We start from the raw sequence: 15,337 nt of genomic DNA, 5'->3' as shown, positions 1-15,337 counted from the left end.
ATGATACATAACCGTGCGCGACCGCGAAGTTCTACGCGTTCATGTGTGGTCCGAAAAAAACGGTATTGAAGTTAGGCGGAATCCTGTTCAGGCGGCCAACCACTCATCTCCAAACCCCCTATCGCGAGACGATGCAATGTCCATCTCAGCCCCTGCACAGTATCCAAACGTATTCTCCTCATCCGCACTCAGTCCAACACCGGCTGCTAACGCCCTGCAAAACCCCATTTCCATTGAAGTTCCCCTGCTACAAAACTCAAATGCGACTTTCACACCGAAATCAAAACTAACACCAGACCAACACTACGTAGAAAAATATCCAACCTATACAAACTCTGCTCCTTTATATAAGGACGACCTTATCAAAATAACCCATAAAACCACTTGGGAGACGGTCAGCGACAATGAACGCACAAACAGAAGCAACGTCATAAAAATCGAAACAGGTGAAAAGCCCGACGTTATAAAAGTCAATCAATCTTCGAACAATGAAGTCCAGCTGCAAGTCAACGACAGGCATTACACATTAAAAATCAACAATCACGAAAGTTACCCTGAAGAACTGCACATCAAGTCAAAAGGCGGCGATGATCACATTCGGGTTAATCCGCGCGTGACGATCCCCATTACGATCGAGGGCGGTAAAGGTCGAGACCGGATTGAAGCCCTTGGCAGTGGTGATACCCGTGTCTACGGAGGAGCGGGGAACGACAACATCACGCTGGGTAGCGGCAACGGCTACGCCGAAGGGAATGACGGTAATGACACAATGAAGGGCGGATCAGGAATAGCCGTCATGTATGGGAATAACGGCAACGACACTATGTCCTCCGGGACTGGCAGCGAAGGCACATTCAGCTATATGGATGGTGGCAACGGCAACGACACGATGGTCAGCGAAAGCCCGATGAATGTCATGCATGGCGGCCCCGGTGATGATTTGATGACAGGAAAGGCACAGACCGTGTTCTATACAGGGCGAGGTCGGGATCGTGTCAACTCATACAATGCAAACGATACTATCTATGCCAAGAAATATGACCTCGTCACCAGTATTCCCGGCACCCGATATAAAAAAGTCAACATCAGCAATGCGGGTCATAAAGCGTTCAAGATCGAGGGCTCAAGCAAATTCAAACAACAAACCCAGGATGATCTTGAATTCTTCAGAAACTCACCAACGGCACAAAAAATGCTGAGTGAACTGGACCGGGCCGCCGAGCGCAACGGTTCCCCCATAACAATCCGAGAGACTACCGTCCGCCCCAATTATACATTCACCAACAACTTCACCAGAGAACACGACAAACAATTAAAAGAATATGACGACCTCGCAGAATCGCCCCAATTGGGTTTCATACACGGCAACACCAAAGGCTCGGTCGCCACGGGGGCAAAGATACACAACAATCCCGGCCTCATCTTCCGTGAGCCTCCGGTCATCAGCCTCTACCATGAAATGGCCCACGCCTATAACGGCGCCAATGGCACCTTTTTACCCGGCAAAACCGCAGATGAACCGAATCCGGAGCGCCAAGCCGTCGGGGTAGAGACCAATGCCCCCGCCTTTGATTTTGACAACGACCCGTCGACCCCCCCGACGACTACCAACCCCAACCCCTTTAATGAAAACGCACTGCGTGAAGAAACGGGTACTGCGCGGCGGGATGCTTACTTTCCGCCTGACGAGGGGTGAGCGGCTCCAGGCGGGGGTAAATCGTCGTCAATCCCGCGACTCGACCCCCAACTCATCCCACACCGACTCGGCCAGGTGAAACGTCGCATTGGCCGCCGGGATCCCGCAGTAGATTGCGCTCTGCATCAGTACTTCCTTGATCTCGGCACGGGTCACGCCATTGCTGGCGGCGGCGCGCAGGTGCAGTTTGAGCTCTTCGTTGCGGTTCATCCCGATCAGCATGGCAATGGTGATCAGGCTGCGGGTGTGCCGGGGCAAGCCCGGGCGGGTCCAGATATCACCCCAGGCATGGCGGGTGATCATTTCCTGGAACTCGCTGTTGAACTCGGTCAAGGCATTGAGGCTGCGATCGACATGGGCATCGCCCAGCACTTCACGCCGCACCTTGAGCCCATCGGCGTAACGTTGTTTCTCGTCCACAAAACCTCCTAAAACCAACCATTAATGACTGTGCCACAACAAGCGCTACTCGCCTGGACCATCAGCCCGCCAACAAGAACGCCAGTACCCGCTCGCTGAACGCAGCCCCGGCCTGTACGTTGGACAAGTGCGCCGCATAAAACTCGGCATACTCGGCGCCCGCGACACGCTCTTGAATAAAGTGCCCGCCGGCCGGCGGTGTGACGGCATCCTCAGTACCGGCAATCACCAGCGTCGGCACCTTGATAGACGCCAGTTGCTCACGCAGATCCGCATCGCGCACCGCGCCACAGTTGGCGGCATAGCCTTGGGGCGATGTGGCCGCGAGCATGTCGGTAATGCGCTTGGCCTGAGCGGGATGAGCCTGGGCAAAATCGGCAGTAAACCAACGCGCAACCGACGCATCACGCAAGCCGACCATTGCCGCCTGGCCCTCGCGCAGGACCATTTCGATCCGCGGGTTCCAGATGTCCGCAGTGCCGATCTTGGCTGCCGTGTTGCACAGCACCAGCTTGAGCAAGCGCTCACCGGCGTTGATGCCCAGCCACTGGCCAATCAACCCGCCCATGGACAAACCGCAGAAATGCGCACGCTGGATATCCAGCGCATCCAGCAACGCCAGCACGTCACGCCCCAGTTGCTCAATGCTGTAGGGGCCCTCGGTGACCAGGGATTTGCCGTGGCCACGGGTGTCCAGGCGCAGCACCCGAAAATGCTCGGTGAAGGCCGGCATCTGGGTATCCCACATATGCAGGTCGGTGCCCAGTGAATTGGACAGCACCAGTACCGGCGCGCCTTCAGGACCTTCCAGTTGGTAATTCAGTTCGCCATCGGCGAGTCGTACAAATCCCACAGCAGCCTCCTCAGGCAGAAAAAGCAAAGTGCTCAGCCACGGCGCGGCTGACCCAGGTCTGTGCCTGGCCCAGGTAATGCGCCGGGTCCAGCAGGCGATCCAATTCCACCGCCGACAGCTCGGCGGTGACTTGCGGCTCATCGGCCAATACCGCGCGCAAATGGCGCTGCTCGGCGACCGCGCGTTTGCAACACTGTTCCAGCAGGTGATGGGCGGTTTCACGGCCCAGGCGCTGGGCCAATGTGCTACTGACGGCCTCGGCCAGCACCAGGCCCTGGGTCAGGTCGAGATTGTGGCCCATGCGTTGTGCATCGACTTCCAGGCCTTCACTCACCAGTAATGCCTGATGCAAGGCACCGGACACCAGGCGGCAGATTTCGGGCAGAGTTTCCCATTCGGCATGCCACAGGCCCAGGCTGCGCTCGTGCTCCTGGGGCATGGCGCTGAACATCGTCGCCACCAGCCCCGGCACCCGCGTAGCAGCGCTGATCAACACCGCCGCGCCAACCGGGTTGCGCTTGTGCGGCATGGTCGAGGAGCCGCCCTTGCCTGGGGCTGACGGCTCGAACACTTCCGCCGCTTCGGTCTGCATCAGCAGGCTGATATCCCGCCCGAGCTTGCCCAGGCTGCCGGCGATCAGGCCCAGCACGCTGGCGAACTCCACCAGACGGTCACGCTGGGTGTGCCAGGGTTGTTCGGGCAGCGTCAGTTGCAACTCCGCTGCCAGGGCTTGCGCCACCGGCATGGCGTGTTCACCCAGTGCAGCCAAGGTGCCGGACGCGCCGCCGAACTGCAGGACCAGCAGGCGCGGCTGCAGCTCCACCAACCGTTGGCGATTGCGCGTCACCGCCCCCAGCCAACCGGCGATTTTCATCCCCAGGGTGACCGGCGTTGCGTGCTGCAACCAGGTACGCCCGGCCAACGGCACGTCGGCATAGCGCTGCGCCTGGGCCGCGAGAACCGCGCCCAGCCGGGCCAGGTCCGTGTCGATCAGTTCCAGCGCCCGCCGCAGTTGCAGCACCAGGCCGGTGTCCATCACATCCTGGCTGGTGGCGCCCAGATGCACATAGCGCTCGGCGCCGGCGTCCTCGCTGGCAATCAGTTTGCCCAGGGCCTTGACCAGCGGGATCGCCGAATTGCCCGCCGTGGCAATCGCCGCGCCGAGGGCATCCACGTCGTACAACGAGGCCAGGCATGCCTGGGCAATCGGCGCGACGGCGGCCTGGGGAATCAACCCGATCCGCGCCTGCGCCCGGGCCAGTGCGGCTTCGACATCCAGCATGCCCTGCAAGCGTCCCTGGTCACAGAACACCTCGGCCATGCTGTCGGCGGTGAAGTAAGCGTCGAACAGTTGGTTGCTCGTGCGCAGTGTCATAAGTCATCCCTTACAGATCGTGGTGCAAGTACTCAGCCTGTTTCGGCAGGCGCAGGCTGAACAGGAACGCAATCGCCATCATGCCGGTCACGTACCAGTAGAAGGTGTTTTCCAGGCCAATGGATTTCAGGCCCAGGGCCACGTATTCCGCCGAACCACCGAAGATCGCGTTGGCCACCGCATAGGCCAGGCCCACACCGAGAGCGCGCACTTGTGGCGGGAACATTTCGGCTTTTACCAGGCCACTGATGGAGGTGTAGAAACTCACAATCGCCAGCGCCAGGGTAATCAATACAAAGGCCAGGAACGGGCTGGTCACGGTTTTCAGGGTCAGCAGGATCGGGACTGTGCACAAGGTCCCGAGCGCGCCGAACCAGAGCATCGAGTTACGGCGGCCGATCTTGTCCGAGAGCATGCCGAACAGCGGCTGCATGCACATATAGAGGAACAGCGCGCCGGTCATGATGTAGCTGGCGGTCTTGGCGTGCATGCCGGCGGTGTTCACCAGGTACTTCTGCATGTAAGTGGTAAAGGTGTAGAAGATCAGCGAGCCGCCGGCGGTGTAGCCGAGCACGGTGATAAACGCGGCCTTATGATCGCGGAACAACGCGGCAATGCTGCCGGCGTCCTTGTTTTCCCGCATTTCCTTGCTGGTGGTTTCTTTCAGGGAGCGGCGCAGCAACAGCGAAATCACCGCCGCCACGGCCCCGATCACAAACGGAATGCGCCAGCCCCAGGCCCGCAGCTCGTCCTCGGTGAGCAGTTGTTGCAGGATCACCACCACCGACACCGCCAGCAGTTGCCCGCCAATCAGGGTCACGTACTGGAACGAGGCGAAGAAGCCGCGCTGGCCCTTGAGCGCGACTTCACTCATGTAGGTCGCCGTGGTGCCGTACTCGCCCCCCACCGACAGGCCCTGGAACAGCCGCGCCATCAGCAGCAGGGCCGGAGCCCAGGCGCCGATGTCTTTGTAGGTCGGTAGAAAGGCGATGACCAGGGAACCGGCGCACATCATCAGCACCGAAATCATCATCGAATTCTTGCGCCCGTGCTTGTCGGCGACCCGGCCAAACAGCCAGCCACCGATGGGGCGCATCAAGAAGCCTGCGGCGAACACGCCAGCGGTGTTGAGCAGCTGCACCGTGGGGTCGTCGGAGGGGAAAAACGCCGGAGCGAAATAGATCGCGCAGAAGGCATAGACGTAGAAGTCGAACCATTCGACCAGGTTGCCGGAAGAGGCCCCGACAATCGCAAAAATCCGTTTGCTGCGTTCTTCTCCGGTGTAGTGACTGGTACTCGTTGTCATGTTGTTTTCACTCGTAGGGAACGGGTTAGAGTCTAGACACACTTTGCAACAACCTCGTTCCGCAAGCAGACCTTTGAATGGCAGCCAAGCCCGCTCCCACAGGTGATCGCATTCCACTGTGAGAGCGGGCTTGCCCGCGACAGCGCCCTGGCAGGCAACTCAATAATCGAAAAACACCGTCTCTTCATCGGTGCCCTGAAGCACCACATTCCACTGATACACCCCCGACGCATCCGCCTTGGCAACCAACGTGCCGCGCCGCTCTGCCGGCACACACGCCAGCAACGGGTCATCGCCATTGGCCGCTTCGCCGTCGAAATAAATCCGCGTCAGCAAGTGCTTCACCAAACCACGGGCAAACACCAACACCACCAAATGCGGCGCCTGGGTCGTACCCTTCAGGCCCGGCACACTACCGGGCTTGATGGTGCTGAAACGGAAACGCCCTTGCGCATCCACCGGCACCCGGCCAAAGCCTGCGAAATTGGGGTCCAGGGCTTTGTCCTGGTCGTCCTCGGGGTGGTCATATTTACCGGCGGCGTTGGCCTGCCAGACTTCCAGCATGGCATCGTTGACCACCTCGCCATTGCCATCCACCACCTGCCCGGTGATGGCCACACGCTCGCCGAGGGTGCCCGCATTCGCCAGGTCTTCGCAGTTCAACCAAGTCAGGCCGATGTGATAGTACGGCCCGACGGTGTGGGACGTGGTTGCGTTGAGGGTCATGTCATTTCTCCATCGGCGTGGCGTCGCGGCCGCGCAGGACGATGTCCCAGCGATAGCCGAGGGCATAGTGCGGCACGGTCTTTTCCAGGTCGAAACGGGCGATCAGGCGTTCCTTGGCCGAGGTGTCCGGCACGCAGTTGTAGATCGGGTCATAGGCCAGCAGCGGGTCGCCGGGGAAGTACATCTGGGTCACCAGGCGCGTCAGCACACTGGGGCCGAACAGCGAGAAGTGGATATGCGCCGGGCGCCAGGCGTTGTGGTGATTGCCCCACGGATAGGCACCGGGCTTGATGGTCTGGAACTGGTACCAGCCATCGGCATCGGTGACGGTGCGACCGGTGCCGGTGAAGTTCGGGTCCAGGGGCGCGTCGTGCTGGTCGCGCTTGTGGTTGTAGCGACCGGCGGCGTTGGCCTGCCAGATCTCCACCAGGATGCCCGGCACAGGCAGGCCGTTTTCATCCAGGACCCGGCCGTGAATGATGATGCGCTCGCCTTGGGGCTCGCCCTCGTGCTGGGCGGTCAGGTCGTTGTCGTGCTCGGCAATGCGTTCGGCGCCGATGGTCGGGCCGGTGATTTCCGACAGTGAATGGGGCAAAAACACCAGCGGCTTGGACGGCGAACGCAGGTTCGTCGACTGGTACGCCGGGTGCAGGTAATCAGGCTGAGTACCCGCTTGCGGGCGCCGGTATCCGGGCTTGTCACTCATGGAGCATTCCTCTTTTTCTTGTAGGTCTCAAACGCGTTCGATGGCCAACGCCAAGCCTTGGCCGACGCCGACACACAGGGTCGCCAGGCCTTTGCTGCCGCCGGTTTTTTCCAGTTGATGCAGGGCCGTCAAGACCAGGCGCGCACCGCTCATGCCCAGGGGATGACCCAAGGCAATCGCGCCGCCGTTGGGATTGACCTGGGGTGCGTCGTCCGCCAGGCCCAACTCCCGCAGCACCGCCAAACCCTGGCTGGCGAAGGCTTCGTTGAGTTCGATCACATCAAAGTCGCTGACCGCCAGGCCCAGGCGCTCTACCAACTTGCGCACCGCTGGCACCGGGCCGATGCCCATCACCCGGGGTTCGACCCCGGCACTGGCCATGCCCAACACCCGGGCGCGGGCGGTCAGGCCGTGCTTTTTCACCGCGTCCGCGCTGGCCAGAATCAACGCGGCGGCGCCGTCGTTGACCCCGGAAGCGTTGCCGGCGGTGACGGTCTTGTCCGGGCCGTTGACCGGCTTGAGCTTGGTCAGGGCTTCGAGGGTGGTATCGGCACGCGGGTGTTCGTCGTGCTCCACCAGGGTCTCGCCTTTTTTATGGGCGACCCGTACCGGGACGATTTCTTCAGCGAAAAACCCCGCGGCCTGGGCCATGGCTGTGCGTTGCTGGCTGCGCAAGGCGAAGGCGTCCTGGTCGGCGCGCGAGACGTTGTAATCATCTGCCACGTTATCAGCGGTCTGCGGCATGGCATCCACGCCGTACTGGGCCTTCATCAACGGGTTGATAAAGCGCCAGCCGATGGTGGTGTCTTCCAGCTTCATGTTGCGCGAGAACGCGGCGTCTGCCTTGCCCATCACGAACGGTGCACGGGACATCGACTCGACACCACCGGCAATCGCCAGCTCCATTTCGCCACTGGCAATGGCGCGGAACGCGGTGCCGATGGCGTCCATGCCCGAGGCGCACAAGCGGTTGACCGTCACCCCGGGAATGCTCGGCGGCAGGCCGGCCAGCAGCGCAGCCATGCGCGCCACGTTACGGTTGTCTTCGCCGGACTGGTTGGCGCAGCCGAGGAACACTTCGTCGACCGCGCTCCAGTCTACCGACGGGTTGCGCGCCATCAGGGCCTTGATCGGCAGGGCCGCCAGGTCATCGGCGCGCACCGTGGACAGGCCACCGCCGAAACGGCCGATGGGGGTGCGGATCGCATCACAGATAAACACGTCGCGCATCAGGCTTCTCCTGGGGTTTGGCCATGGGCCGCGGCGGTACGGGCTTCAAGATCGCGCAAGGCGTTCAGTTCGACTGGCGTGGGTTCGGCGCTGGTGCTGACCTGCTCGGCAAAGCGGATCGCCCAGCCGGTGGCGGCAATCACTTGCTCGCGGGTCACGCCGGGATGCAAGGCGGTGACCACAAATTCGTGGGTGCCCTCCTCCGGCTCCATGATGCACAGGTCGGTAATAATCCCGACCGGGCCTGCGCCTGGCAGGCCGAGGCGCTTGCGCGAGTCGCCGCCTTCGCCATGGCCGACCGAGGTGATGAAATCCAGTTTGTCGACAAACGAACGGGACGACTGCTTGAGGATGATCAACACGCTCTTGGCGGAGCCGGCAATCTCCGGCGCACCACCGGCACCCGGCAGGCGCACCTTGGGTTGGTGGTAATCACCAACCACCGTGGTGTTGATATTGCCGAAGCGGTCGACCTGGGCTGCGCCGAGAAAACCGACGTCAATGCGCCCGCCTTGCAGCCAGTAGCGAAAAATCTCACCCGTGGGTACGACACTGTCGGCGGTTTCCGCCAACTCGCCGTCGCCAATGGACAGCGGCAGGACCGAGGGCTTGGCGCCAATCGGGCCGGACTCGTAGATCAACACCACATCCGGCGACGACGTCAGGCGGGCCAGGTTGGCGGCCTTGGACGGCAGGCCGATGCCGACGAAGCACACGGCACCGTTCTTCAGGCGGCGCGCGGCGGCGACGGTCATCATTTCATTGGTCGAGTAAGTCATTACTTGGCCTCCTGCGCGGCAGCCAGTTTGGCCTGGAATTGACTGAAGTCAGCGGTACCATGGATGTATTCATTGATCCATGCGGTAAACGTCCCACGGTCCCGAGCGATCGGATCCCAGGCTTGATAAAAGCGATTGTCACGCTCGGTGTAACCGTGGGCGTAGGAAGGGTGCGCGCCCCCCGGTACATGGCACACGGCAGTCAGGGCCCAGGTCGGCAGCACGCAGGCGTTCATGGGGGCGTTGAGGTCGTCGACGATTTCTTCGACGGTGACGATGCAACGCTTGGCCGCCAATGCCGCCTCTTTCTGCACCCCGAGAATCCCCCACAACAGCACGTTGCCCTTGCGGTCGGCCTTTTGCGCGTGGATCACGGTGATGTCCGGGCGCACCGACGGCACCGCCGCCAGCACTTCGCCGGTGAAGGGGCAGGTCACGGTCTTGATCAGCGGGTTGACCTTGGGCAAGTCAGAACCGGCATACGCCCGCAGCACCGCGAACGGCAGGCCGGAGGCGCCGGCCACGTAGGCGTTGGCCAGGTCCGCATGGCTGTGTTCTTCGATCTCCAACGGTTGCGGCCATTGCTTTTCCACCGCATCCCGCAGGCGATGCAGGGAACCTACGCCCGGGTTGCCGCCCCAGGAAAAAATCAACTTGCGCGCACAGCCGGCCCCGATCAGTTGGTCGTAGATCAGGTCGGGCGTCATGCGCACCAGCGTCAGGTCTTTCTTGCCCTGACGGATGATTTCATGACCTGCCGCTGTAGGGATCAGGTGGGTAAAGCCTTCGAGCGCGACGGTATCGCCGTCATTGACGAACTGCTTTACCGCATCAGCCAGCGAAAGGATTTCAGCCATGGGGTTGGGCTCCCGGTGTAGGTCGAAAAAGGCGCTGGAGGCAGCGCCGAAGTGCTTGAAGAGTAAGCCGGGGTCAGGGGTCAAACAATCCGATAATCGACTAACCGTTCGATAATCGAACAGATTGTTACCTGGCTAACATTCCTCCAAACACCCCTGCTTTCCACGCGAACAGCGTCCCTGTGGGAGCGGGCTTGCTCGCGAAGGCGGTGTGTCAGTCAACACTTTTTTGTCCTGAGCCACCGCCTTCGCGAGCAAGCCCGCTCCCACATTTTTCAACCGTGCCTGCTTTAAGTCTCAGGTGGCGTCGGCGTGGCTGACCAGGCCTTTGATCACCACCGCCGTAGTGGCCAATGCAGCCGGAATCACCAGTGCCGTCAGCACTTGCTCGAAGTTCCAACCCAGCCCCAACAGCGTGGCTCCCATCCACGCACCGAGGATCGCGCCAAAACGGCCAATCCCCAGCATCCAGGACACCCCGGTCGCCCGGCCCTGGGTCGGGTAAAACCGCGCCGCCAACGAAGGCATGGCCGATTGCGCACCGTTGACGCACATCCCGGCGATCAACACCAGGGTGGCCAGGAGGGTGATATTGCCCAGGCTCTGGCCCACGGCGTAGGCAAAGACCCCAGCCAGCAGGTAGAAAGTGCCGATGACCTTGTGCGGATTGAACCGGTCCATGGCCCAGCCCACGCCCACGGCGCTGAGTACTCCACCAAACTGGAACAACGCGCCGATAAAAGCCGCCTGCTCCATGCTGGCGCCGCTGTCACGCATCAGGGTCGGCAACCAACTGGTCAACAGGTACACAATCACCAGACCCATAAAGTAGGTGAGCCACAGCAACAGGGTGCCGGCGCTGTAGGTGCCAGAGAAGATCACCGCGAACACATTGCGCGCCTTGACGGTTTTCTGTTCCGGGACGCTGAAGCTGGAAGCCTGGGCGACGGTGGCCGGGTCGATGGGTGACAAGGCCTTGCGCACCTTGTCTGTGCCGCGATTGCGCACCACCAGGTAGCGTGCCGACTCCGGCAGCCATAGCACCAGTACGCCGACCAGGATCAAGGGCAGGATGCCGCCGATCAGCAGCAGGCTATGCCAGCCGAACATCGGGATCAGCTTGGCCGAGATAAACCCGCCACCGGCCATGCCCAGGTTGAAGCCGCAGAACATGCTGGTCACCAGCAACGACTTGTGGCGCTCCGGGGTGTATTCGGACAGCAACGTCGTGGCGTTCGGCATGCCAGCGCCCAGGCCCAGGCCGGTCAGGAAGCGCAATACCAGCAACTGATCAACGTTGCTGCTATAGGCCGAGGCCAGGCTGAACGCACCGAACACCAGCACGGCGCCGACCAACACCACCTTGCGTCCGAAACGGTCGGCCAACGGGCCTGAACCCAGGGCGCCAAACACCATGCCGATCAACGCGGCACTCATCACCGGGCCGAGGCTGGCACGGTCGATCCCCCAATCCTGGGACAGTGCCGGCGCAATAAAGCCCATGGCCGCAGTATCCAGGCCGTCGAGAAAGACAATCAGGAAGCACAGGATCACCACCCGCCATTGATAGCGGGACAGCGGTTGCGCATTGATAAAGGACTGCACGTCCAGACATGTACCAACAGAAGGCGAAGGCTGATTCATTATTTTTATTTCCACACCGATGGCGGGCGGACGACGGCGAGTCGTCATTATTATTGGGGCGAAACCGAAACCGCAGCGGTAGAAGCTGTCGCGGTCAATCACGCTGCCGCGACATTAATGAGCCAGGGGAAACACCGTCAATTCGTCAAACCGGGATCTGTGCGGTCACCGAACAGCTTAAGCAAACAACTGGGCACTCAGCTCCTGGCTGGCGCAGAGCATGCTCGGCAGGAAACGTTGTTCCAGCTCACTGCGGCTGACCCGCCCGGCATGGGTGCTGACATTCAGCGCAGCCAATACCTGGCCGGACGCGTCATACACCGGCACGGCGATGGAGCGCAGACCCTGCTCCAGTTCCTGGTCGACAATGCACCAGCCCTGTTGCCGCACTTGTTGCAGGCATTCAAGCAAGGCTTGCGGCGTGGTCAGGGTGCGGCTGGTCTTGGTTTGCAGGTCGGCATGATCCAGGTAGTCCTGCAGCGACGCGTCATCCAGGGCTGCCAGGAGGATTCGGCCCATGGAGGTGCAGTAAGCTGGCAGCCGGCCACCGACCGAAAGATCCACCGAAATCAGGCGTTGGGTTGTAGCGGATCGGGCGATATAGAGGATGTCGTCGCCCTCCAGGGTCGCCATGTTGCAGGCTTCATGAAGCTGCTCACTCATGCGGTCCAGGTAAGGCTGGGCAGAAACCGCCAGGGGCGTGGACGACAGATAGGCATGGCCCAGGGTCAGGACCTTGGGCAGCAGGGAGTACGTGCGCCCGTCGGTGGTGGCGTAGCCGAGTTTGATCAAGGTATGCAGGCAACGCCTGACGGCAGCGCGGGGGATTTCCGTGCGATGGCTGATCTGGGCGATGGTCAGGTGCCGCTTGCGCTCCTGGAACGCCTGCACCACGGCCAGCCCGCGGGCCAGGGAGGTCATGAAATCCGGGTCGCCGGTAAACGCCTGGATGCGCTTGGCCGGTGACGCAACGATCGGCGGCGCCACTGAGGCAAAGGAGTTGCGCAATTGATCGTTCATTTCAGGTCCTTTCTCTTATTTTCAAGCGCCATTACAAGCCGGCAGGCAACGGATGTACAAGGCAAGGGCGCCAACATTGGGCGATTATCGGACGGTCATTCGATAATCGCAATTTGCGCCGCTGGGCGCTGCCAGGTCCCCGCACTGAATTTGTTGCGCTCACTTAACTGACGTCGTCCGGCCTGGCAATGTTGACTTAATTAACGACCGTGCAACTGTCACACACAGAGTATTAGGCAAGTACGGCGTCAAGTTCCCGACATGAGGTGAATAGCAATACAGCTACGCCAAGTTGACGTTTTTTAACTTGTTGACGATAGTCTTATGCAAATGCGCCGCTATAATGCACCCTGTGACAAGGTCGAGTTAGCCTCAAGGGCATGCCTGCCCCCACCAAGCCTCAGCTTTTCCTTGTCCTGGCCTGGGTTGCAGATACCGGGTATTCAGTTCCACAGCCTGCCCATATTTGTGATGTAAAAAGAAAACTGTTGCTACGACAGCTGTTCTTCCCCGGTGCCGTGGCCGCGTGCAATAACTGAAGTGGTTGATCGTGTAATACGCCCATCACTTGCGTCATCGCGCATCACCGGAATCAAACTCAACTCAATTAGGTAACAAAGTGACGAAAGACGAACTGCGCGCGGAACTTGAGCGCCAGGAACAACGTTACAAGGATGTTTACGGCGGGGAAGTCACCACCTACGCCGCCCAACCTGAGCCGGAGCGCAAACCATGGCGCAAACGAGCCAGTCTGCTCGACCAGGCGTTTGCCCAGGAAATCCAAAAGATCGAAAAGGACCTCAAGGCCGAAGAGCCATAAGCCTCTCGGATTGAGCCTTCCTGGCAAGTCATTGCCCTGCCAGCACCCCCTGGCAGGGGCGCACGGGGTTTGCCCAGCAATCGTCAGTTTCGCCGCTCTGACGAAATTTCATACACCTGTTTCAGACCCTTCATCTTAATTGTCGCACCCTGCCACGGCCCCTCTATTCTTTATAAATCAATGAGTTGCCAAACCACCGAAATATCTGGTAGTCGCACCCCTCCTCCAAATTAATTCGTTGAAGAATGTTACCGGCGAGCAGCTAGTGCATAGATTACTGAGGTTTTCTGGCATAATCGCGCCCCCTTACGACCGGGTCATAAAACCTTCATGATCGATTTATTCAGCGGACTGGATGCTTGGGTTCTTGTGAGCCTGTTGCTCGCCCTCGCCTTTGTCCTCGCCTTCGAGTTCATCAATGGCTTTCATGACACCGCTAACGCGGTGGCCACAGTCATCTATACCAAAGCGATGCCGCCGCACCTGGCCGTATTCTTTTCCGGGGTGTTCAACTTCCTCGGCGTGTTGCTCGGCGGGGTGGGCGTTGCCTACGCCATCGTGCACCTGCTGCCGGTGGAGTTGCTGATCAATGTAAACACCGGCCATGGTCTGGCCATGGTGTTTTCATTATTAGCAGCGGCCATCACCTGGAATCTCGGCACCTGGTATTTCGGGATCCCGGCATCCAGCTCCCACACCCTGATCGGTTCGATCCTCGGTGTCGGCCTGGCCAATGCCTTGATCAACGATATTCCGCTGGCAGACGGGGTCAACTGGCAGAAGGCCATTGATATCGGCGCCTCGCTGGTGTTCTCGCCCATGGCCGGCTTCCTGGTCGCAGCCCTGGTGTTGATTGGCCTTAAATGGTGGCGTCCGCTGTCCAAGATGCACAAGACACCGGACCAGCGCCGCAAGCTCGACGACAAGAAACACCCGCCGTTCTGGAACCGCCTGGTACTGGTGATCTCCGCGATGGCCGTGAGTTTCGTGCATGGCTCCAACGACGGTCAGAAAGGTATTGGCCTGATCATGCTGGTGCTGATCGGTATCGTGCCCGCGCAGTTTGTACTCGATCTGGGCAGCACTACTTACCAGATCGAGCGAACCCGCGACGCCACCCTGCACCTCAACCAGTTCTACCAGCGCAACCACGAAACCCTCGGCGAATTCCTTGCCCTGGGCAAAAGTGTCAGAGACGACCTGCCAGGCAAGTTCCGTTGCAACCCGCAACAGACCGAGCCAACCATCAACGCCCTCCTCGGCACATTGAAGGGTGTCTCTGACTACCATTCCTTGACCTCCGACCAGCGCATTGAGGTCCGTCGCTACCTGTTGTGCCTGGACGACACCGCGAAGAAAGTCGGCAAGCTGCCAGGCCTTGATTCCCGCGAGAAGTCGGACCTGGAAAAACTGCGCAAAGACCTGACCGCCACCACCGAATACGCACCGTTCTGGGTAATCCTCGCCGTGGCCCTGGCCCTTGGCCTGGGCACCATGGTGGGCTGGAAGCGCGTGGTACTGACGATTGGCGAGAAGATCGGCAAGCAGGGCATGACCTATGCCCAGGGCATGTCGGCGCAAATCACCACCGCCACCATGATTGGCTTTGCCAATATCTTCGCCCTGCCGGTGTCCACCACCCACGTGCTGTCGTCGGGCGTGGCCGGGACCATGGTCGCGAACAAGAGCGGCCTGCAAGGCGGCACCGTGAAGACCATCCTGATGGCCTGGATCCTGACCCTGCCAGCCACAGTGAGCCTGTCGGCCGGCTTGTTCTGGCTGGCGTCCACGGCGTTGGGCAGTTAACCGACAACGCAATTAAAAAAGGCGTGACCTGCGAGGGTCACGCCTTTTTTTGTGCTTTTGTGGCTAGGGAGCTAAACATCGGGCAAAAAAAAGGGCGAC

The 15,337-nt window shown here is 60.4% G+C and carries 14 protein-coding genes; 3 read left to right on the top strand and 11 right to left on the bottom strand.

All coding sequences use genetic code 11. The annotated features are described in order from the left end of the window. The first annotated feature begins 13 nt into the window (after positions 1–13). A complete protein-coding gene (locus tag HBO24_RS15405; RefSeq protein WP_170059949.1) occupies positions 14–1,696 on the top strand; it encodes a M91 family zinc metallopeptidase in 1,683 nt (560 codons plus the stop codon). Positions 1,697–1,723: 27 nt separating this feature from the next. Here HBO24_RS15405 and pcaC read toward each other — a convergent pair whose 3' ends face one another. The 11 genes from pcaC to pcaR form a co-directional block, all read right to left on the bottom strand. Next, positions 1,724–2,116 (bottom strand): 4-carboxymuconolactone decarboxylase, encoded by a 393-nt coding sequence (gene pcaC / locus HBO24_RS15400; RefSeq protein ID WP_057958742.1) that lies wholly within the window; start codon positions 2,114–2,116, stop codon positions 1,724–1,726. A gap of 61 nt (positions 2,117–2,177) precedes the next feature. Next, complete coding sequence (gene pcaD, locus HBO24_RS15395; protein ID WP_057958741.1) at positions 2,178–2,969, bottom strand: 3-oxoadipate enol-lactonase; 792 nt, start codon at positions 2,967–2,969, stop codon at positions 2,178–2,180. Between the two features lie 10 nt (positions 2,970–2,979). After that, positions 2,980–4,344: a 3-carboxy-cis,cis-muconate cycloisomerase gene (locus tag HBO24_RS15390; RefSeq protein WP_057958740.1), complete on the bottom strand. Its 1,365-nt coding sequence runs from the start codon at positions 4,342–4,344 to the stop codon at positions 2,980–2,982. Positions 4,345–4,354: 10 nt separating this feature from the next. Further along, on the bottom strand, positions 4,355–5,650 hold the full coding sequence (locus tag HBO24_RS15385; RefSeq protein WP_057444387.1) for an MFS family transporter: 1,296 nt from the start codon (positions 5,648–5,650) through the stop codon (positions 4,355–4,357). Between the two features lie 159 nt (positions 5,651–5,809). Beyond that, positions 5,810–6,376, bottom strand: coding sequence for a protocatechuate 3,4-dioxygenase subunit alpha (gene pcaG, locus HBO24_RS15380; RefSeq protein WP_057439808.1), 567 nt, complete (start codon positions 6,374–6,376; stop codon positions 5,810–5,812). Position 6,377: 1 nt separating this feature from the next. After that, positions 6,378–7,082: a protocatechuate 3,4-dioxygenase subunit beta gene (gene pcaH / locus HBO24_RS15375; protein WP_057439810.1), complete on the bottom strand. Its 705-nt coding sequence runs from the start codon at positions 7,080–7,082 to the stop codon at positions 6,378–6,380. Between the two features lie 27 nt (positions 7,083–7,109). Next, positions 7,110–8,315: a 3-oxoadipyl-CoA thiolase gene (gene pcaF, locus HBO24_RS15370; protein WP_170059969.1), complete on the bottom strand. Its 1,206-nt coding sequence runs from the start codon at positions 8,313–8,315 to the stop codon at positions 7,110–7,112. Next, positions 8,312–9,091 (bottom strand): CoA-transferase subunit beta, encoded by a 780-nt coding sequence (locus tag HBO24_RS15365; protein ID WP_057439814.1) that lies wholly within the window; start codon positions 9,089–9,091, stop codon positions 8,312–8,314. The genes pcaF and HBO24_RS15365 overlap by 4 nt, the downstream gene beginning before the upstream one ends. Next, entirely contained in the window at positions 9,091–9,948 is an 858-nt protein-coding gene (locus HBO24_RS15360) for a CoA transferase subunit A (protein WP_057439815.1), read from the bottom strand. Before HBO24_RS15360 ends, HBO24_RS15365 begins: the two co-directional genes overlap by 1 nt. A gap of 297 nt (positions 9,949–10,245) precedes the next feature. Continuing rightward, on the bottom strand, positions 10,246–11,592 hold the full coding sequence (locus HBO24_RS15355) for an MFS transporter (RefSeq protein ID WP_170059948.1): 1,347 nt from the start codon (positions 11,590–11,592) through the stop codon (positions 10,246–10,248). 177 nt (positions 11,593–11,769) lie between these two features. Next, positions 11,770–12,612, bottom strand: a complete 843-nt coding sequence (gene pcaR / locus HBO24_RS15350; RefSeq protein WP_057439816.1) for a pca regulon transcriptional regulator PcaR — start codon at positions 12,610–12,612, stop codon at positions 11,770–11,772. Between the two features lie 619 nt (positions 12,613–13,231). Between pcaR and HBO24_RS15345 the strand changes: the two genes are divergently transcribed. Together HBO24_RS15345 and HBO24_RS15340 are read left to right on the top strand one after the other, a co-directional pair. Further along, complete coding sequence (locus tag HBO24_RS15345) at positions 13,232–13,432, top strand: hypothetical protein (RefSeq protein WP_029297082.1); 201 nt, start codon at positions 13,232–13,234, stop codon at positions 13,430–13,432. A gap of 330 nt (positions 13,433–13,762) precedes the next feature. After that, complete coding sequence (locus HBO24_RS15340) at positions 13,763–15,238, top strand: inorganic phosphate transporter (RefSeq protein WP_170045313.1); 1,476 nt, start codon at positions 13,763–13,765, stop codon at positions 15,236–15,238. Positions 15,239–15,337: the final 99 nt, after the last annotated feature.

Source organism: Pseudomonas sp. WS 5410 (assembly GCF_012985645.1).
In the GTDB taxonomy this organism is placed as follows: Bacteria; Pseudomonadota; Gammaproteobacteria; order Pseudomonadales; family Pseudomonadaceae; genus Aquipseudomonas; species Aquipseudomonas shahriarae.
Note: the sequence above shows the minus strand (reverse complement) of the source record. Positions and strands in the feature narration are given on the sequence as shown.

Bases quoted from the DNA above. Each gene is read 5' to 3' on its own strand.
- HBO24_RS15340 (WP_170045313.1), top strand. From the start codon at position 13,763: ATGATCGATTTATTCAGCGGACTGGATGCTTGGGTTCTTGTGAGCCTG.
- pcaH (WP_057439810.1), bottom strand. From the start codon at position 7,082: ATGAGTGACAAGCCCGGATACCGGCGCCCGCAAGCGGGTACTCAGCCT.
- HBO24_RS15390 (WP_057958740.1), bottom strand. From the start codon at position 4,344: ATGACACTGCGCACGAGCAACCAACTGTTCGACGCTTACTTCACCGCC.
- pcaR (WP_057439816.1), bottom strand. From the start codon at position 12,612: ATGAACGATCAATTGCGCAACTCCTTTGCCTCAGTGGCGCCGCCGATC.
- HBO24_RS15385 (WP_057444387.1), bottom strand. From the start codon at position 5,650: ATGACAACGAGTACCAGTCACTACACCGGAGAAGAACGCAGCAAACGG.
- pcaG (WP_057439808.1), bottom strand. From the start codon at position 6,376: ATGACCCTCAACGCAACCACGTCCCACACCGTCGGGCCGTACTATCAC.
- HBO24_RS15360 (WP_057439815.1), bottom strand. From the start codon at position 9,948: ATGGCTGAAATCCTTTCGCTGGCTGATGCGGTAAAGCAGTTCGTCAAT.
- HBO24_RS15365 (WP_057439814.1), bottom strand. From the start codon at position 9,091: ATGACTTACTCGACCAATGAAATGATGACCGTCGCCGCCGCGCGCCGC.
- HBO24_RS15355 (WP_170059948.1), bottom strand. From the start codon at position 11,592: ATGAATCAGCCTTCGCCTTCTGTTGGTACATGTCTGGACGTGCAGTCC.